12 protein-coding genes are annotated in these 15,933 nt (G+C 68.2%); 7 read left to right on the top strand and 5 right to left on the bottom strand.

Annotation, left to right across the window (positions count from 1 at the left end; genetic code table 11):
* Positions 1-112: 112 nt before the first annotated feature.
* The 6 genes from IT306_31190 (at position 113) to IT306_31165 (ending at position 5,832) form a co-directional block, all read left to right on the top strand.
* Positions 113-358, top strand: a complete 246-nt coding sequence (locus IT306_31190) for a hypothetical protein (GenBank protein ID MCC7372920.1) — start codon at positions 113-115, stop codon at positions 356-358.
* 201 nt (positions 359-559) lie between these two features.
* Positions 560-1,024, top strand: coding sequence for a hypothetical protein (locus tag IT306_31185; GenBank protein ID MCC7372919.1), 465 nt, complete (start codon positions 560-562; stop codon positions 1,022-1,024).
* Between the two features lie 19 nt (positions 1,025-1,043).
* On the top strand, positions 1,044-1,697 hold the full coding sequence (cysE, locus tag IT306_31180) for a serine O-acetyltransferase (GenBank protein ID MCC7372918.1): 654 nt from the start codon (positions 1,044-1,046) through the stop codon (positions 1,695-1,697).
* Positions 1,687-3,159: a glycosyltransferase family 4 protein gene (locus tag IT306_31175; GenBank protein ID MCC7372917.1), complete on the top strand. Its 1,473-nt coding sequence runs from the start codon at positions 1,687-1,689 to the stop codon at positions 3,157-3,159. The genes cysE and IT306_31175 overlap by 11 nt, the downstream gene beginning before the upstream one ends.
* The gene (locus tag IT306_31170) at positions 3,137-5,248 is read left to right on the top strand and encodes a glucosyl-3-phosphoglycerate synthase (protein MCC7372916.1); all 2,112 of its coding nucleotides are present in this window, start codon (positions 3,137-3,139) and stop codon (positions 5,246-5,248) included. The genes IT306_31175 and IT306_31170 overlap by 23 nt, the downstream gene beginning before the upstream one ends.
* Entirely contained in the window at positions 5,245-5,832 is a 588-nt protein-coding gene (locus IT306_31165) for a histidine phosphatase family protein (GenBank protein ID MCC7372915.1), read from the top strand. Before IT306_31170 ends, IT306_31165 begins: the two co-directional genes overlap by 4 nt.
* A gap of 39 nt (positions 5,833-5,871) precedes the next feature.
* Here the strand turns inward: IT306_31165 and IT306_31160 are convergent, their stop codons facing one another.
* Positions 5,872-6,639: an SDR family oxidoreductase gene (locus tag IT306_31160; GenBank protein ID MCC7372914.1), complete on the bottom strand. Its 768-nt coding sequence runs from the start codon at positions 6,637-6,639 to the stop codon at positions 5,872-5,874.
* 391 nt (positions 6,640-7,030) lie between these two features.
* On the opposite strand from IT306_31160, the gene IT306_31155 reads away from it, so the two are divergent.
* Positions 7,031-7,990, top strand: a complete 960-nt coding sequence (locus IT306_31155; GenBank protein ID MCC7372913.1) for an MBL fold metallo-hydrolase — start codon at positions 7,031-7,033, stop codon at positions 7,988-7,990.
* Between the two features lie 5 nt (positions 7,991-7,995).
* On the opposite strand, the gene IT306_31150 is transcribed toward IT306_31155, so the two are convergent.
* From IT306_31150 to IT306_31135, 4 genes are all read right to left on the bottom strand, one after another.
* Positions 7,996-9,348 carry an MFS transporter gene (locus tag IT306_31150; protein ID MCC7372912.1) on the bottom strand — a complete coding sequence of 451 codons (1,353 nt, stop codon included), beginning with the start codon at positions 9,346-9,348 and terminating at the stop codon, positions 7,996-7,998.
* A complete protein-coding gene (locus IT306_31145; protein MCC7372911.1) occupies positions 9,345-9,890 on the bottom strand; it encodes a MarR family transcriptional regulator in 546 nt (181 codons plus the stop codon). The genes IT306_31150 and IT306_31145 overlap by 4 nt, the downstream gene beginning before the upstream one ends.
* 52 nt (positions 9,891-9,942) lie before the next feature.
* Positions 9,943-11,838, bottom strand: coding sequence for a hypothetical protein (locus IT306_31140; protein MCC7372910.1), 1,896 nt, complete (start codon positions 11,836-11,838; stop codon positions 9,943-9,945).
* Positions 11,839-12,226: 388 nt separating this feature from the next.
* Positions 12,227-15,751: a carbohydrate binding domain-containing protein gene (locus IT306_31135; GenBank protein ID MCC7372909.1), complete on the bottom strand. Its 3,525-nt coding sequence runs from the start codon at positions 15,749-15,751 to the stop codon at positions 12,227-12,229.
* Between the last annotated feature and the right edge of the window lie 182 nt (positions 15,752-15,933).

Genomic DNA, 15,933 nt, shown 5'->3' with positions numbered 1-15,933 from the left:
TCGCATCGTCCGCTGATACACGCACCCTCTCGCCCGCCCGGGCTGGCAACATGGGTCTGGGCGGGTTCTGTGCTTCCACGGACGACCGCGACCGGCAAAGGAGGAAGCTCAGATGTCGAAGCTGCGAGTGCTGTCAGCACGAGGCGACACCGTGCTGGAGTGGGACGAACGCAAGCTCGTGACGGGTGATCCTGATGCGCTGGCAGCCGTGCGCGAGGCCGAGCGCATCTTCGAGGAGCAGCGCTCCCGAGGCGCGACCGCCTTCAAAGTCCTGCCAGACAAGCCGGCCCAGCGGATCGACACGTTCGACCGCACCGCCGAGCAGATCATCATGGTGCCGAGGGTCGCCGGCGGCTGACGCCCGCGGGCGGCGCGCGGCGCCAGATCAGGCTGCCGCTTCCTCCTGCCGGTCGCTCGCCGGGCGGGCCGTGCCGTCCGCTCGGCTGCTCCTCGCATCGCCCTGTGCCTGTCTGCCATCATCCCTCTGAGGCAATCAGCCCCTATCCCAGGCCCCCGTGCGTACGCGACCCGTTGCTGCACCCACTCAGGTTGAAGGTCCGTGGTCGTCACCGTCATCGCCCTTGAGCTGCTCTTCGTCCTGCTGATCGTCTGCCTGCTCTGCCGTGCACCCGTCGGCGTGCTGGCCCATCAGCCGCTGGGCGGCGGCCGCCGCTCGGACTGGCGCGAAGCGCAGGAGCGCGCCGAGCAGATGCTCCGTGACGTTCTTCCCACGGAGGAGTACCATCATCTGTGCAGGCGCGGGTATCTCGAAGTGCCCAGCCGCTCCCGTCCACGGCGCATCTACCGCGTCCCGAGGCATCAGGGCCAGGTCAAAGTCTACGAGGGGGGCGTGCCGATCATGGCGCTCTGCGTCCAGCCGGTGGACCCCATTCCGGACGGAGACGTTGTCCTGATGCACAAGCTCATGATTGAAGGGAATGAAGAGGAGTACCTCCGCATCGCCAACCGGTTCGAGCCGACGCTGTACGGGTTCATCGCCATTCGCCCGCGCGGGCGCGTCTAACGGAGTCTCCTGCGCTGCTATGCGAAGTCTTCTCAAGAGCATCCGGCGGGACATCCGTTCCGCCCGCGAGCGCGATCCTGCCGCTCGCAGTAACGTCGAAGTCGTCCTGTTCTACCCGGGCTTCCACGCCCGCCAGCTGCACCGGCTGGCGAACGCCCTGCACCATCGCGGTCATCCGCTGCTGGCGCGCGCGCTCTCGCACGCCAATCGCGCCGTGACCGGCATCGAGATCCACCCTGCCGCCACCATCGGCGAAGGCTTCTTCATCGATCACGGCATGGGCGTCGTCATCGGAGAAACCGCCGAGATCGGCGACGACGTCATGCTCTACCAGGGCGTCACCCTTGGCGGCACCAGCCGCCTCCACGAGAAGCGCCACCCGACCCTGCGCGATGGCGTGACCGTCGGGGCGCACGCCCAGCTGATCGGCGCGATCGAGGTCGGCGAGGGTGCGCGCGTCGGCGCAGGCTCCGTCGTCGTGACGGACGTGCCGCCGTACTCGACGGTCGTGGGCGTCCCTGGGCGGACGGTCGGCGTGCGCTTCCCGGACACCAAGCCCGTGCAGCGCCTCCCCGACCCGGCAGCGGAGACTATCGCCGCGCTCCAGCAACGGCTCGTCGAGCTGGAAGAGCGCCTGGCCTGGCTGGAGCGAGACGCCAGTCGTGCCCAGTAGCCTGGAGAGCCGCGCCACGGCGGATCCCGTGACCGGCTCTCTGCGCGTTGGTATTCTCCACTTCACCTGCCCGCCCATCGTCGGCGGCGTTGAGCTGCTGATGGGCCAGCACGCCGAGCTGCTCCTGGCCGAGGGGCACTCCGTCCGCGTGCTGGCCGGCCGAGGCGGGCGCTTCAATCCCGCCGTCCCCGTGACGCTGCTGCCGCCCCTGGACTCGAAGCACCCGGCCCTGCTCGCCGTCAACGACGAGCTGAAAACGGGCGAGGTCTCACCCCGATTTGACGCCCTGGCGACGGAGCTGCTGGCCCTCCTCCGCGAGCACCTCGCAGGCCTCGACGTCTGCATCGTCCACAACGCCCTCTCCCTGCACTTCAACCTGCCGCTGACCGCCGCCTTCGCTCGGCTGATCGCCGAAGGACGGGCGCCGCTGCTGGTCGCCTGGAACCACGATCTCTCGTGGACGAACCCGCTCTACACCCCGCTGATGCGGGAGCGCGAGCCGTGGTCATTGCTCAAGACGCGCCTGCCGGGCGTGCGCTACGTCGTCGTCTCCGAAGACCGCCGCCAGGACCTGCTGCGCCTGTGGGAGCAGTCAGCCGTCAGCAATCGGCGGTCAGAAGATGCTCGCTCCCGCCCCCTGACACCTGAAACCCAGACCCCCAAACCCGCGTCCGATCCCGTCGTCGTGCCGGCCGGCGTCTCCTCGCGCGCCAAGCTCCGCCTGCGCGCCGCCACCCTCCAGCTCGTCCGCCAACTGCGCCTGGACGACGGCTGGCCCTTCATGCTGCTGCCCGCCAGGATCACCAAACGTAAGAACATCGAGTACGCCATCGGCGTGACCCGCGCTCTGCGGGATCTCGGCCTCTGGCCCCGTCTGCTGGTGACCGGGCCGCCCGGGCCGCACAACGTCCGCTCGGTCGACTATGTCGATGAGCTGCAGGCCGAGCGCGCCCAGCTGGATGTCCACAACGAGGTCATCTTCCTCTACGAGGAGCGCCGCCAGAACGACCCGCGCGGCCGTTTCTGGACAGCCACCGACCCGATGATGGACGATCTCTATCAGCTTGCCGACCTGCTGATCTTCCCGAGCGCCCAGGAGGGATTCGGGATACCGCTCCTCGAGGCCGGCCTGGTGCGCCTGCCCGTCTTCTGCTCGGACATCCCGCCGTTCCGCGAGATCGCGGGGGACCGCGTCCATCGCTTCGCGCTCGATGCCCCGCCCGCCGAGACCGCCGCGCGTATCGCCCATTTCCTGGAAACAGACCCTGCCACCCGGCTGCGCCACACCGTCCTGCGACAGTACGCCTGGGAGCGCGTCTACCGCGAGCGGATCGCGCCGCTGCTCGTGCCGCCAGCCTCCGTTCCTGCTGACCAGACCCACGCGGGTGTCGGCCATCCACCCGGAGACGGCCACGCCACCCAGCCAGAGGAGCCTGTCGATGCTCGTCGATCCCCGAACTGACGCGCACACCACGGAGGACTCTGCGACGGGGGAACACGGTGGACCGGCCAACAGTCAGAACGCCGCGTCGCCCGAGCCGAACGTCGTTCCGCAGCTCCTGGTAGATGAGTCCATTGGCGACGAGGACGAGTTCACCATCCTGGTCCCCACCACCGATCTCAGCACGGCTGGCCGGCTGATCCAGGTGGCTGCCGCCCTGATGCCCGTCCACGAAGGCGAGGCCCGCGGCCGTGTACTGCCGCTCGGCGTGGTCGAGATCCCCGAGGAGATCGGGTTCAGCGCCGGGGCCGTGCCGGCCCGCATCCACCGCCAGATGCTCGGCCGGCTGCGGCGGGTCAACCGCTCGCCCCAGATCGAGCTGCGAACCCTCGTGCGGGTTCATCGGCAAGTCTGGCAAGGGATCATCGAGGCCGCCAAGGAAGAGCACGCCAACCTGATCCTGCTCGGCTGGAGCGGCCGCGTCAACGCAAACTCGGTCCTGGGCACCACCATCGACGAAGCCGTCCGCAACGCCCCCTGCGACATCGCCATCGCCAAGGGCGTCAGTATCCAGAGCGCCAAGCGCATCCTGGTGCCGATTCGCGGTGGTCCGCACGCAGCCCTGGCGTTCAAGCTGGCGACTGGTCTGGCCGAGCGGGTTGACGGCGTGGTGACCGCCCTCCGCATCGAGCGACCGGGTGGCCCCGGCGGCCCAGACGAGGGGACCATCGCCAGCCGCGAGCGTGACCGCGTGGAGTTCGAGGCCGTCCTCGCGACCGCCCCCCGCCCGGACCGCGTCCGCGAGGTCGTGGTCGAGGCCCAGTCCGTCGTGGACGCCATCCTGCGGCAGGCCGAGACGCATCAGGTCGTGGTGATGGGCGCGGCGGCCAGCGCGCAGAACCCCAATGAGACCTTCGGTCCGATTGCCGAGGAGATCGCGCGGCGGCTCGACAAGGGGCTCGTCGTCGTCAAGACGAAGCTCGCGGGCACGGCCACCCACGAAGAGTGGGAGCAGCTCTACGGCCGGACGGCGACGGCCGCCGAGGCCCCAGACATCTCGCAGATCGTGGACAAGTGGTTCGCGGAGAACACCTACGACAGCGAAGAGTTCGAGAACATCGAGCAGCTGGTGCGGCTCAAGCGCCAGCAAGGCGTCACCATCAGCCTCGGCCTGCCGGCCCTCAACGAAGAGGAGACCATCGGCCAGATCGTCAAGATGATCCGCACCGAGCTGATGGACCGCCACCCCCTCCTCGACGAGATCGTGGTGATCGACAGCCGCTCCACGGACCGCACCCGCGAGATCTGCGAGGAACTGGGCGTCCCCGTCTACATTCACCAGGACATCCTGCCGGAGCAAGGCTCCCTGCGCGGCAAGGGTGAGGCTCTCTGGAAGAGCCTGTACGTGCTCAAAGGCGACATCATCGCCTGGATCGACACGGACATCCGCAACATCCACCCGCGCTTCGTCTACGGCCTGATCGGACCGTTCTTGCGGGATCAGCGGCTGCAGTTCGTGAAGGGGTTCTACAAGCGGCCGATCCGTGGGCCGGGCGGGGTGCTCCAGTCCACGGGCGGCGGGCGCGTGACCGAGCTGGTGGCACGGCCGATGATGAATCTCTACTACCCAGAGCTGTCCGGACTGATCCAGCCACTGGCCGGCGAGCAGGCCGGGCGGCGCTCCGCGCTGGAGCAACTGCCGTTCTTCACCGGCTACGGCGTCGAGACCGGCCTGCTGATCGATTTGCTGCTCCAATTCGGCCTGCGGGCCATTGGGCAGGTCGATCTCAAGCGGCGGGTGCACCGTAATCAGTCCCTTGCGTCGTTAAGTGTGATGTCGTTTGTCATTCATCAGGTGGTGATGAAGCGCCTCGAACAGCGCCACCGTCTCCAGTTGATGACCGAGGTTAACACCACCATGAAGCTGATCCAGCATCAGCGCGACCAGTTCCACGTGGAGCTGCGGCAGGTCGGCGATGCCGAGCGCCCGCCCATCGCGCTGATCCCCGAGTACCAGGCGGCCCACCCGCCGCGCCCAAGACGCAACGCCTCTACGCCACCAGCAGCCCGGCCGCCGAGTGCGCCGGCGCACCCCGGAGAGTCCCGGTGACGGAGATCATCTTATGCCGCCACGGCCAGACTGACTGGAACACCCAGGGGCGGTACCAGGGACGGACGGACGTCCCCCTCAACGACTTCGGCCGCCAGCAGGCCCGCCAGTTGGCCGGCACCTTGGCCGATATGGCCATCCATGTCGTCTACTCCAGCACCCTGGAGCGAGCCTACGATACCGCCGTCGAGATCGCAACGCCGCGCGGGCTGCAGGTCCGCCGCGATGCCCGCCTTGACGAGATCGACCAGGGCCAGTGGGAAGGGATGCGGCACGACGAGATCATGCTGCACCACCCCGAGAAACTGGCCGCCTGGCAGGATCACCCCATCGACCTCCGGCTGCCAGAGGGCGAGACGCTGGAAGAGGTCCGCATGCGGGTGCGGGACGCCCTGGACGACATGATGCTGCTGCACCAGGGGCTGACGATCTGCGTGGTGGCGCACAGCGTCAGCATGGCCGTCGTCAAGCACGAGTTGCAGGGGATGACGCTCCGGGAAGCGCTGGCGACGCTCCCGCCGAACGCCTCCTGGGAGCGCATCCCGGTCCCCAAATATGACCTGATCCGGGCGGCCCGCCTGTAACGCCCTCACCCCGGGTGAGGGGTGCCGCGCAACACGAACCTACGGCCCCTTGACCGTCACGCCGCCGTCGATCACCAGCGCCAGCCCGGTCACCCAGGCCGATTCGTCGCTGGCGAGGTAGAGCGCCGCCTGCGCCACCTCCTCCGGCTCGCCGATCCGCAGCATCGGGATGCGCGACGACGAGCGCTCCAGCCGAGCGCCGCCGTCCAGACTCGGGTCCAGCAATTCGGGGTTCATCGGCGTGCGGACGGCCCCCGGGCAGATACAGTTCACCCGGATGTTGTTCGGGGCGTAGTCCAACGACGCCTGCCGCGAGAGCTGCACGATCGCCCCCTTGGCCGCCGCGTACGCCGCGAAGCCGTTGAACGCCACCAGCCCTTGATTGGACGCCGTGTTGATGACCGAGCCCCTGCCGGCCTCGAGCATGTGCGGGATCGCCGCGTGCATGCCACGGTAGACGCTGCCGAGATTCAGGTTGAGGCAGGCTTGCCAGTCCTCTTCGGCCGTCTCATGCACCTTGCCGTAGAAGTTGACGCCGACGTTGTTCATCATGATGTCGAGCTGCCCGTGGGCCGTCACGGCGGCGTCAACCAGCCGATGCACATCCTCCGAGCGGCGCACGTCGCAGTGCAGGAACGTGCCCTGGCCGCCGGCCAGCCCGATCTGCCGCAGCGTCTCGTCGGCCTCAACGTCGTTGACGTCCCCGAAGACGACGCGCGCGCCCTCCTGCGCGAAGCGTACGGCGGTGGCCCGCCCGATGCCGGTCGCCGCGCCGGTGATGACGGCGACCTTTCCTTCCAGTCGCATGGTTCTGTGCTCCCTGCCAGGAGGCCCTCACCCCCAACCCCTCCGCTGCGCGGCGCGAACATCGGCTTTCACGAACGACGGCCCATGCTGGGCGCGAACATCGGCTTCGCCGACATCATCTCGGCTGCGCCGCCTCTCCGTGTCGCCAACGTCCCTGTGCGCGAGAGCGGGGAGCCGAAGCGAAGCCCGCCGATCAATCAGTGGTGGGGAGGATACCGTCTCAGGGTGAGGTGGCAGAAATCCTGAAATCCCTGTCATGCGTATGCGGGGAGAGCGGTCGCCCATCCTCGCGGCTGATGGCACTCGCGGCTGATGGCGGCGGACGGAGGAAGCGACGGCTCATCCGACGACGGCAGCGCGGCCGGCGTCGAGGTCTCGAGGATGCCTCGCCGTGAGCGCGAGGCCGGGAGGACTGATGATGATGGTGGTGCAGCGTGCTGCGAGCACGGCCCGGTTCGCGGCGTTCCTTGCCCTGCTGACGCTGGTGCTGGCCGGCGTCTCGCCAGCGCTCGCGCAGCAGCAGCAGCCACAACTGCCGCAGTCCGTGGCGGAGCTGGTGCGGGTGCGCGAGGATGTCTACGCGTTCCGCTACCTGAACCACGTGTCGCTGTTTGTGCCCACCGACGAAGGCGTCGTGGTGGTCGACCCGATTGGCGGCGGCGGCAACCCGCAAGCGCCAGTCGCCCTGAAGGCGGCGATTGCCTCGATCACCCCACAGCCCGTGAAGTTCCTGGTGTACAGCCACGCGGCGCCGGACCATGGCACCGGCGGGGCCGTCTTCTCGGACACGGCCACGTTCGTGAGCCACGCCAACGCGAAGGCGGCGTTCGAGTCGCGCAACGATCCGACCTCGCCCGCGCCAACGGTGACGTTCGACAAGACCATGCCCCTGGATCTTGGCGGCAAGCATTTCGAGCTGCACTGGGCCGGCATCACCGAGCAGACCGACTACCTGATCTTCGCCTACCCGGCCCAGAAGGTCATCATGACCGTCGATCTTGGCCGCATCCGCACGCTGCCGTTCAGCGATCTCCCGCAGGCCTCGCCGGAGGCGTTCGTCGCCTTCCTGGAGCGGGTGGACCAGTCGTTTGACTTCGAGGTCGTCCTGTCGGGGCACGGTCCCCAGGCCAACATCTGGGGCACGCGCCAGGACTTGCAGGACCATCGCCAGTACTACCTGGATCTGATGGCTGCCATCCGCGACGCCCGGGCGGCCGGCCACGCCGACAACTCAGAGGCGATGATCGCGGCGGTGCGGACGGCGCTCACGCCGCGCTACGGCTCCTGGGCGAACTTCCAGAACGGGCTGGCCGCGAACATCAGCGGCGTGGTCCGCTGGTGGAGCATGTAGGGGGGTCACGCGGCGGTGGCTGGCTCCGGCGTCTGCCCGGCGAGGTCCGTGGCGTCGAGCACGTGACGCACGCGGCTCAAGTACAGCAGGCTCGCCAGCACACCGATGCCGCAGCAGATCGCCATCTCGGCAAGCGCCACCTGCACGCCCTGGTGCTCGGCCAGCGTGCCGACGATCATGCTGCCGAAGGGCGTCGAGCCGAGGAACAGGAGCGTGTAGATGCTCATCACCCGGCCGCGCAAGGCCGGCGGCGTGACCGTCTGCAGATGCACATTGACGCTCGACCCGAACAGGATACTGAACACGCCGAGGGCCACCAGCAGCGGGATCAGCACGTACCACGAGCTGGCAAACGAGACCGAGAACAGCAGGACGCTGAAGCCGATAGCCCCCACGAAGATCCGCTGCCGTGAGACGCTGCCCCGGCTGGCCATGAACAGCGCCGACCCGACGGACCCGAGCGCCATGGAGGAGGTGAGCAGGCCGAAGCTGGCCGGGCTGGCGTTCAGCACGTACTCGGCGACGAGCGGCAGCACCGTCTGGAAGTTGTAGCCAAACGTCCCGATGGCGGCCATCGCGATCACCACGAACATCACGTCTGGCGTGTTCCAGGCGTAGTGCAGTCCCTCACGGACCTGCAGCAGCATCGAGCCGCGCCGCCGATCCGCTGGCGCGGGCTTCGGCCGGGCGCGGATCAGCAGCAGGCTGGAGATCACCCCCATGAAGCTGACGGCGTTCAGGAAGTAGCAGCCGGCCACACCCACCAGCGCGATGGTCACCCCGCCGATGGCCGGCCCGAGCAGGCGCGAGGTGTTGAAGCTCAGGGAGTTCAGCGCCACCGCGTTCGGGAGGTCTTCGGCGGGCACCAGCTCGGAGACGAGCGTCTGGCGGGTGGGGTTGTCCAGGGCGTTGAGCACGCCAAGGCTCAGCGCCAGCGTGTACAGCTGCCAGATCTGAATCGTGTCGGTGTAGGTCAGCACGCCGAGCGCCACGGCCTGCACGAACATGATGCTCTGGGTGACCAGCAGCAGCGTCCGCTTCGGGAAGCGGTCCGCGATGACCCCGCCGAACAGCCCGAGCAGCAGCACCGGCAGCGCCTGGAGCATCGTGAGCGTCCCGAGCGCCAGCGGCGAGTTGGTCAGCTTGAGAATCAACCACGCCTGGGCGATGCTCTGCATCCAGGTGCCCGTGTTGGAGACGACCTGCCCCACCCAGAACGCGCGGAAGTCGGCGTGCCGGAGCGCACGGAACGTGTGGCCCATGCGCACGGCGACGTCTGTGCGCGGCGCGTCGAGCGGGCCGGGCACGCTCGTCTCGCCGTCCTCCGCCCGCGGTCGATCTTGCGTGAGCCGCTTCATGTGGATGACCCTCCCCGAGCCGTGGTGTCGCCGGCCGGGGCCGGTGCATCGCGCGGTGGCCGGCGCGACGGCTTGCAGCGGGGCGGCGCCTCGTCGGCGCGTTCCGCCTCGTCGGCGAGCAGGCCGGCCTCGGCCAGCCGCTCCAGCGCCGCCGTGACCGTGTCGAGATCGTCCCCGAGCCGGTCCGCCACCCGCGCCAGGAACGCCCGCCCCTCCTCGGACAGCTCGCCCAGCAGCGCCGCGCCCTCGTCCGTCAGGCTGAGGGGAGCCTGCCGCCGGTCGTCTGCGAGGCTGCCGCGCGCCACCAGCCCACGGTCCACCAGCTTGATGACCAGCCCGCTGGTGGTCGAGACGGTGATCCCGAGCCGCCTCGCCAGCTCGCCGGTGGTAGAGTGGGGCCGCCGTCGCAGGTGGTAGAGCACCCGCAACTGTGGGAGCGTCACACTGGACCGCTCCCACTGGCGCAACCTGATCGAGTCGGCCTCGCTGAAGGCCCGCCAGAACGCCTTCCGAAACCGTGCCTGCCGTTCGTCGTCTCGCACACCACCGATTATACGGCAAAGCCGTACTATCCGTCGATGCCGTACAGTCGCCTCACGGGTTGCGCTCTGCCCGTGCTCCAGTGGAGGCCCCCGCCGCGCAGACGCCGCCGACGCAGGTGTTCGAGATGACGTTTGGCCCGTGGATCGTCCCGAACACTGTGCTGACCTCCTTTACCGGCTGCTGGTAGGTGCTGGCGCTCTCCACCACGTTGTCGCGGATCTGGTACGCCCCGATGGCCGCGCAGTTGACCGTCTTCGGGCAGGTGGGCGGCGCGGAGACTTCGACCAGTTGCCGCGCCTGCCGCACGCGATTGCCGATCACGCGGTTGCCGTCATAGTCGTAGGTCAGGCGGCTGTCCATGTAGGAGCTTTTCGACTGGAAGTTCGCGAGCGTCACCAGCGATCCTACTACCCGGTTGTTCTTGACCAGCATGGCGCGGCCGGTGGCGCTGACCACGTCGTAGGTGCCGCCGGCGAACGTGTTGCCGTACACGGCGATGTACTGGGACATCCGCTGCTCAGGCAGCTCCACCGTTCCGCTGCTGTCGTAGTCGCGGGAGAAGTCGTCGTTGGTCAGGAAGAGCAGCGCGCCGCCGCTGAAGCCGTTCTCCACTACGGAGCCGATGACGCCGCCGCCATGGAGGCCGTCCAGGTAGAGGGCGTAGCGCTCCCGCCCGACGAACCGCACGCCACGGAACCAGACGTTCTCCAGCGAGGCGTTCCCCGAGACCAGCCCACGGTGATGATCGCCCGGGTTGGCGTAGTTCTGCAGCGTGACCCCGTCGAAGACGACATCCTGGGCGGCAGCCAGCTGGAGCCCCTGGAGCGCCGTCCCCATCCCGTCGAACGTCAACCCCCTGATGTAGACGTCGCGGATGCGGTCCGTCGTGGCGCAGGCCAGGGCGCTCGGCGCGCGCGCCTGAAGCTGCGCCCCGAAGGCGGCGTAGTCCGCCGCCACGGGACAGCCCAGGATCATGTTCTCGGTCGTCGCCTGGACGATCGCCCCTGGCTCGCCCAGGAAGTGGACATGGCTCCGGCCCACCAGCCGGAAGCCACCCGTGTAGGCCCCCGCCGGGAAGATGAGCGTGCCGCCGGACGATGGCAGGGCGTCGATGGCGGCCTGGATGTTGCCGCCATACTGGGTCAGCACGTTGATCTCGTAGCCTGGTGAGGCGATCTCCGGCGCGTAGCCCGACGACTCGGGATTGAATGGGTGGCCGGCCCACCACGTCTCGGCATCCTGGGTGTAGTCCAGCGAGACGCGTGGCACGCCGTTCCAGGCCGGCCGGTTCGAGACGGGCGGCGCGGGCATCGGGATCTGGGTTGGGGTGACGGTGGGCGTCGTCGGGGCCGGCGTGCGGGTGGGCGTCGGCGTCAACGGAACGCCGGTCGGCGTCGCCGTTGCGGTTGTCGTCGCGGTCGCCATCGGGACCGTGGCTGTCGGCGTGGCAACGGCGACGGTGGCCGTCGGGGGCGGCGGCATCGGCCCGAACGCCTCCGCGCCGCCCCCGACAAACGTCGTCCACGGACCACAGTCGTCGGTCACGACAATCGGCACGGTGACGGGCTGCCCCCACTGCACCGGCACGACCGTCAGCGTACTGGTGGCGCTGCCGGTGGCCAGCGTCGTCGTCTCGCCGTTGCCGTCCACAGTGCGCCCGTTCAGGGTAACCGCCGCGTTGACGCTCGGGCGGACGGTCATCTGCCGGAGGTTGCCGGCCCCGGCGGAGACCGTCGCGTGCAGCCGGCCGCCACTGGCCTCGATCCGCACCGAGACCGGCGGACGGGGCGAGCAGACGGTCGCATCGGCGGTCTGGACGCCCTCCCACGCGCCGCGCCCGACCGCCAGCCCGAGCACCAGGACGGCCAGCAGCGCGACACGCAGCAGCGGTGTCGGCCACCGTCGCTGTTGCCGGCGGCGTCTCGGAGCGGGGGCAGCCTGAGCCATGGTCGGACGGTCCTCGGCGAAAATCAGCACGCATGCGCGGCATCCATCGAGGAGCGGCGCGCAGACGACTGCCTCGCTGACCCGGTCTCGACCCGACGAACGCTCATCTGCGAGCGCGCCCGGGACCACTTCGGTTGCCCGCGCCTCACGCCGCTCGCCTACCTAGACCAACGGGGATACGCCCGCGCAGGTGACGGGGGGTATGTCGCATCTCCGCGACATGTCTGCCCGCGGCTGCCATGTCCGCCACGAGCGCCACCACCTACGCACTATTCTGCGGCGGGCGCACATCTGCGCGGTAACGGCAATGCGACGCTCCCTCATATGAGGGAGCGTCGCATTGCCGTTCTGATGAGCGTGCCGCGCCGACGGGGGCGGCGAGCGCGGCTCAGTCCTCGAAGAGGGCCATATCGTCGATCCAGGCGTAGCCGCCGGTCAGGTTCCAGCGGATATCCAGGCGGCCATCGGTGTAGTTCGCCGGCGTGGTGAATCGGACGGTGATCTGGGTCCAGGCCCGGCTGCCCGTCGTCTCCGGCGAGACCACCAGCGTCAGCGGCGTCGGGGAGAGCTGCGAGTAGCGCACCGAGACGCCCGGCCCGGTGGCGTTCATGGTGCGGACCCAGTAGGTCAGGATGTACGAGGTGTTCGGGCGCAGCTTGATCGCCTGGTCGGAGTAGGCGTCCGGCGCCGGCCCACGAACCTCGAACGAGCCAGCCCCCGTGCGGACCACGTTGCTCGTCCAGACGGCGTTCGGCCGGGCGCGCCAGGCGGTCGGGAAGCCGCTGGTGGCCTGATCGAACGTGCCATTGGTGACGAGGTTGGTGGCCGCCGGGTTGAGCTCTTCGAGCGAGATATCGTCAACCCAGGCCACGCCGCTGGACATGGTCCACTGGACGTCGATGCGCCCGCCGGCGTGATTGGCCGGAGTGGTGAACGTGTACGTCTGCTCCTTCCACTCCTTCGTGCCGTTCACGTAGCCGGCCTGAATCAGCGTCTGGGCGGCTGGGGCAGTCTGGGCGTAGCGGACGGCCACGCCAGTGCCCACGGCGTCGAGCGTGCGAGTCCAGAAGCGCAGCACGTAGGTGGTGGACGGCTTCAACGCTATCGCCTGATCGACGTAGGAGCTGGAGGCAGGCGAGGCCAGTCGGAGCGAGCCTCGGCCGGTGTGGCTGATGCCAGGGTCGTATGACGAGTTACTGCGCTGCCGCCAGTCCGTCGAGTAGCCGCTCGTCAGCGTGTCGAACGAGCTGTTCTTGACGAGGTTGCCGGTGCTGGACGGCGTTGACACGGGCGTCGCGGTGGCGCCAGCCGGGGCCGTTGGCGTGCGGGTCGGGGTGCGAGTGGGGGTGGCCGTCGCACCGGCCGGGGCGGTCGGCGTGCGGGTCGCCGTCGCCGCCGGAGCGGTCGGCGTCCGGGTTGCTGTCGTGGTGGGCGCCGGTGTTGACGAGCCATCCGGAATCAGCTCGAAGACCTTGCCATCCCCGGCCGCGAAGGTGATCTGCGCGCCCTGGGCGAAGACGGCACCCGTCTCCAGATCCTTGAGCGTACCGCCGATCCCCGAGCTGACCGCCAGCCCGGCCGAGCCCGAGCACGTCCCCTTGTTGACGACCACCGCGAACGTCCGCCTGCCATCATTCGACTTGAGCGTGCTGACGTACGGGCTGTTCGGCCCGGTGACGGTGAAGATGTTGGCGACGCGGTCCGTATCGACCAGCGTGGTGCGGAGCGGCCCGAGCCGGTTGGCGAGGTTGCCGACCTCCGTGAAGAGGGCCGGCGAGTCCTTGAGACCGGTCCAATCCTGCTGGGTGGAGTACACGAACCAGAAGATCCCGGTGGCCCCCTCGCCAACGGCCATCCACTGCTGCGCCCGAAGCTCCGGCGCCGTCGGGACGCGCAAGGCGTAGGACGGCCCCTCGCTGTGCTTGTGGGTCTGGAGGATCACCCAGAGCGGGGTGCCGGCCGGCTTGTTGGCGGTCAGCCGGCGGATGTACGAGGAGAAATCCTCCTGGGTGTAGCCGAAGCCGGTCATGGTGTAGTTGCACGGGGCGTTCGCGTTGCCCATCGGGTAGACGTCCGCCAGGAAGACGCCCGGCTGCGCGGCCGAGAACAACGTGTCTCCGCGGTTCAGGCCGATCAGGACCGGCAGCGAGGGGCGGGTGGCGTCGCGCTCCTTGAACGCGCGCACCATCAGCGTGAGCTTGTCCTGGTGCTCGACGCCCGGCTCGTCCACGAGGTTGTAGCCGCGCAGGCTCGGGTGGGCCTTGATCCGGTCGACGATGGGGTAGGCCAGGGCGCGGGCCGCCTCGATGGTGGACGGCGCGGAGCCGTAGAACCATCCGCTGTTCAACTCGCGGTGCGGCGCGAAATAGACGTTGAAGTTCTGGCTGTCCGAGAGCGAGAGCATCGGCTCGTCGCGGTCCACGTAGTTGTTGTTGAACAGGACCGAGTCGAGCCCCTTCGCCTTCGCATCGTTGATGAGGGTCTGGAACTTCGTGTTCAGGCCTTCCGTCATGTTGGCATCCTCGAAGAGGCCGAGCGGGAACCGCTGGCTGATCGTCGAGCTGCCGGTGGGCGTGGCGGTCGGCGTTGCGCCGCCGCCACCGGCCACGCCGCGGCAGGCCGGATCGGCGATGCAGTTGCCGCTGACGGTGTTCGGGCCAGTGACCGTGCCGTAGGTCGAGGTCGAGGCCGTGGCCGGGCGCACGTAGTTGGCCGCCGACTCCACCACGTTGTCGCGGATCTGGTACTGGCCGATTTTGGCGCAGTTCGTGACCTTGGGGCACTGCGGCGGCGGCGAGATCTCGATGAACTGGTGGATCGACCGGAAGTAGTTGCGGACCACCCGGTTGCTGAAGTATTCGTAGGTCAGCCGCGCGTCCACCGCCGAGCTTTTCGACTGGAAGTTGGCGACGGTCACCACGGGCACGGCGATGGTGTTCGCCATGATCAGGATGTTGCGGCCGGTGGCGCTGACGAGGTCGTAGGTGCCGCCAGCGAAGGTGTTGCCGTAGACCACGACATGCTGTGACATGCGCTGCTCGGGCACCTCGATGGTGCCGTCGCCGTCGTAGTCACGAGAGTAGTCGTCGTTGGTCAAGAAGAGGAAGGCACTGCGCGAGAAGCCGTTCTCGATGGTCGAGTTGATGACGCCGCCACCGTGGATACCATCCAGGTACATGGCGTACTGCTCTTGCCCGACAAACCGCGAGTTGCGGACCCAGATGTTATCGATAACGGCGTTGCCCGAGATGATGCCGGGATGGCCGACGCCCGGATCCTTGAAGTTCTGGAAGACGATATTGTCAAAGACGATGTCCATGGCGGCGGACATGTCGAACGCCTCAGACGCGACGCCGCCGCCGTCGAAGACCAGATCCTTGAAGTAGAGGTTCTTGATGCGGCCGGTGGTGGCGCAGAGCAGGGCCTCTGGGACGCGGGCCTGGATATACGCGCCGAACGTCGAATAGTCGTCGGCCAGGGCGCAGCCGGCGATCCGGTTCTGGCCGGTCCCTCGGATGACGCTGCCGGTCTCGCCTCGGAAGTGGATGTTGCTCTTGCCGACGAGCCGGAAGTTGCCGTTGTAGGCGCCCGCTGGGAAGAACAGGGTGCCGCCCGTGGCCGGCAGGGCGTCGATGGCGGCCTGGATGTTGCCGCCGTACTGCGTTCTGACGTTCAGCTGGTTGGCGGGCGAGGTGATGTTGGGGGCGTAGGCCGGAGACTCAGGGTTGAATGGATGGGAGGCCCACCAGGTCTCGACGTCTTTGGTGTAGTCAACGGTGATATGGGGGACGCCGTTCCAGGGGGCGGCAGCAAGCGCCGGGTCCGCGCTGCCGGTGAGTGACAGGTTGCCAGGGGCGATACCAGTGAAACCAAAAAGCGTGAACAGCAGCAGGATCAGGGCCGTTGCGCGCACAGGACTACGGGGATATAGGGAAAGCAACGTCTCAGCATCCTCCTGCCAGTATGGCAAACGTTACGGATTGGAGCGCGGCCTAAATAAAGCAGATCGATAAACGTCCTGTCGAGACAACACTCTCTTTGTAGGTTCATCATCGATTTGCAGGAGCGTCCTGAGAATGACGTACGCATAGCAAT

It is taken from the genome of Chloroflexota bacterium (assembly GCA_020850535.1).
In the GTDB taxonomy this organism is placed as follows: domain Bacteria; phylum Chloroflexota; class UBA6077; order UBA6077; family JACCZL01; genus JADZEM01.
The sequence above is the reverse complement of the archived record's forward strand: the minus strand, read 5'-3'. Positions and strand labels throughout refer to the sequence as shown.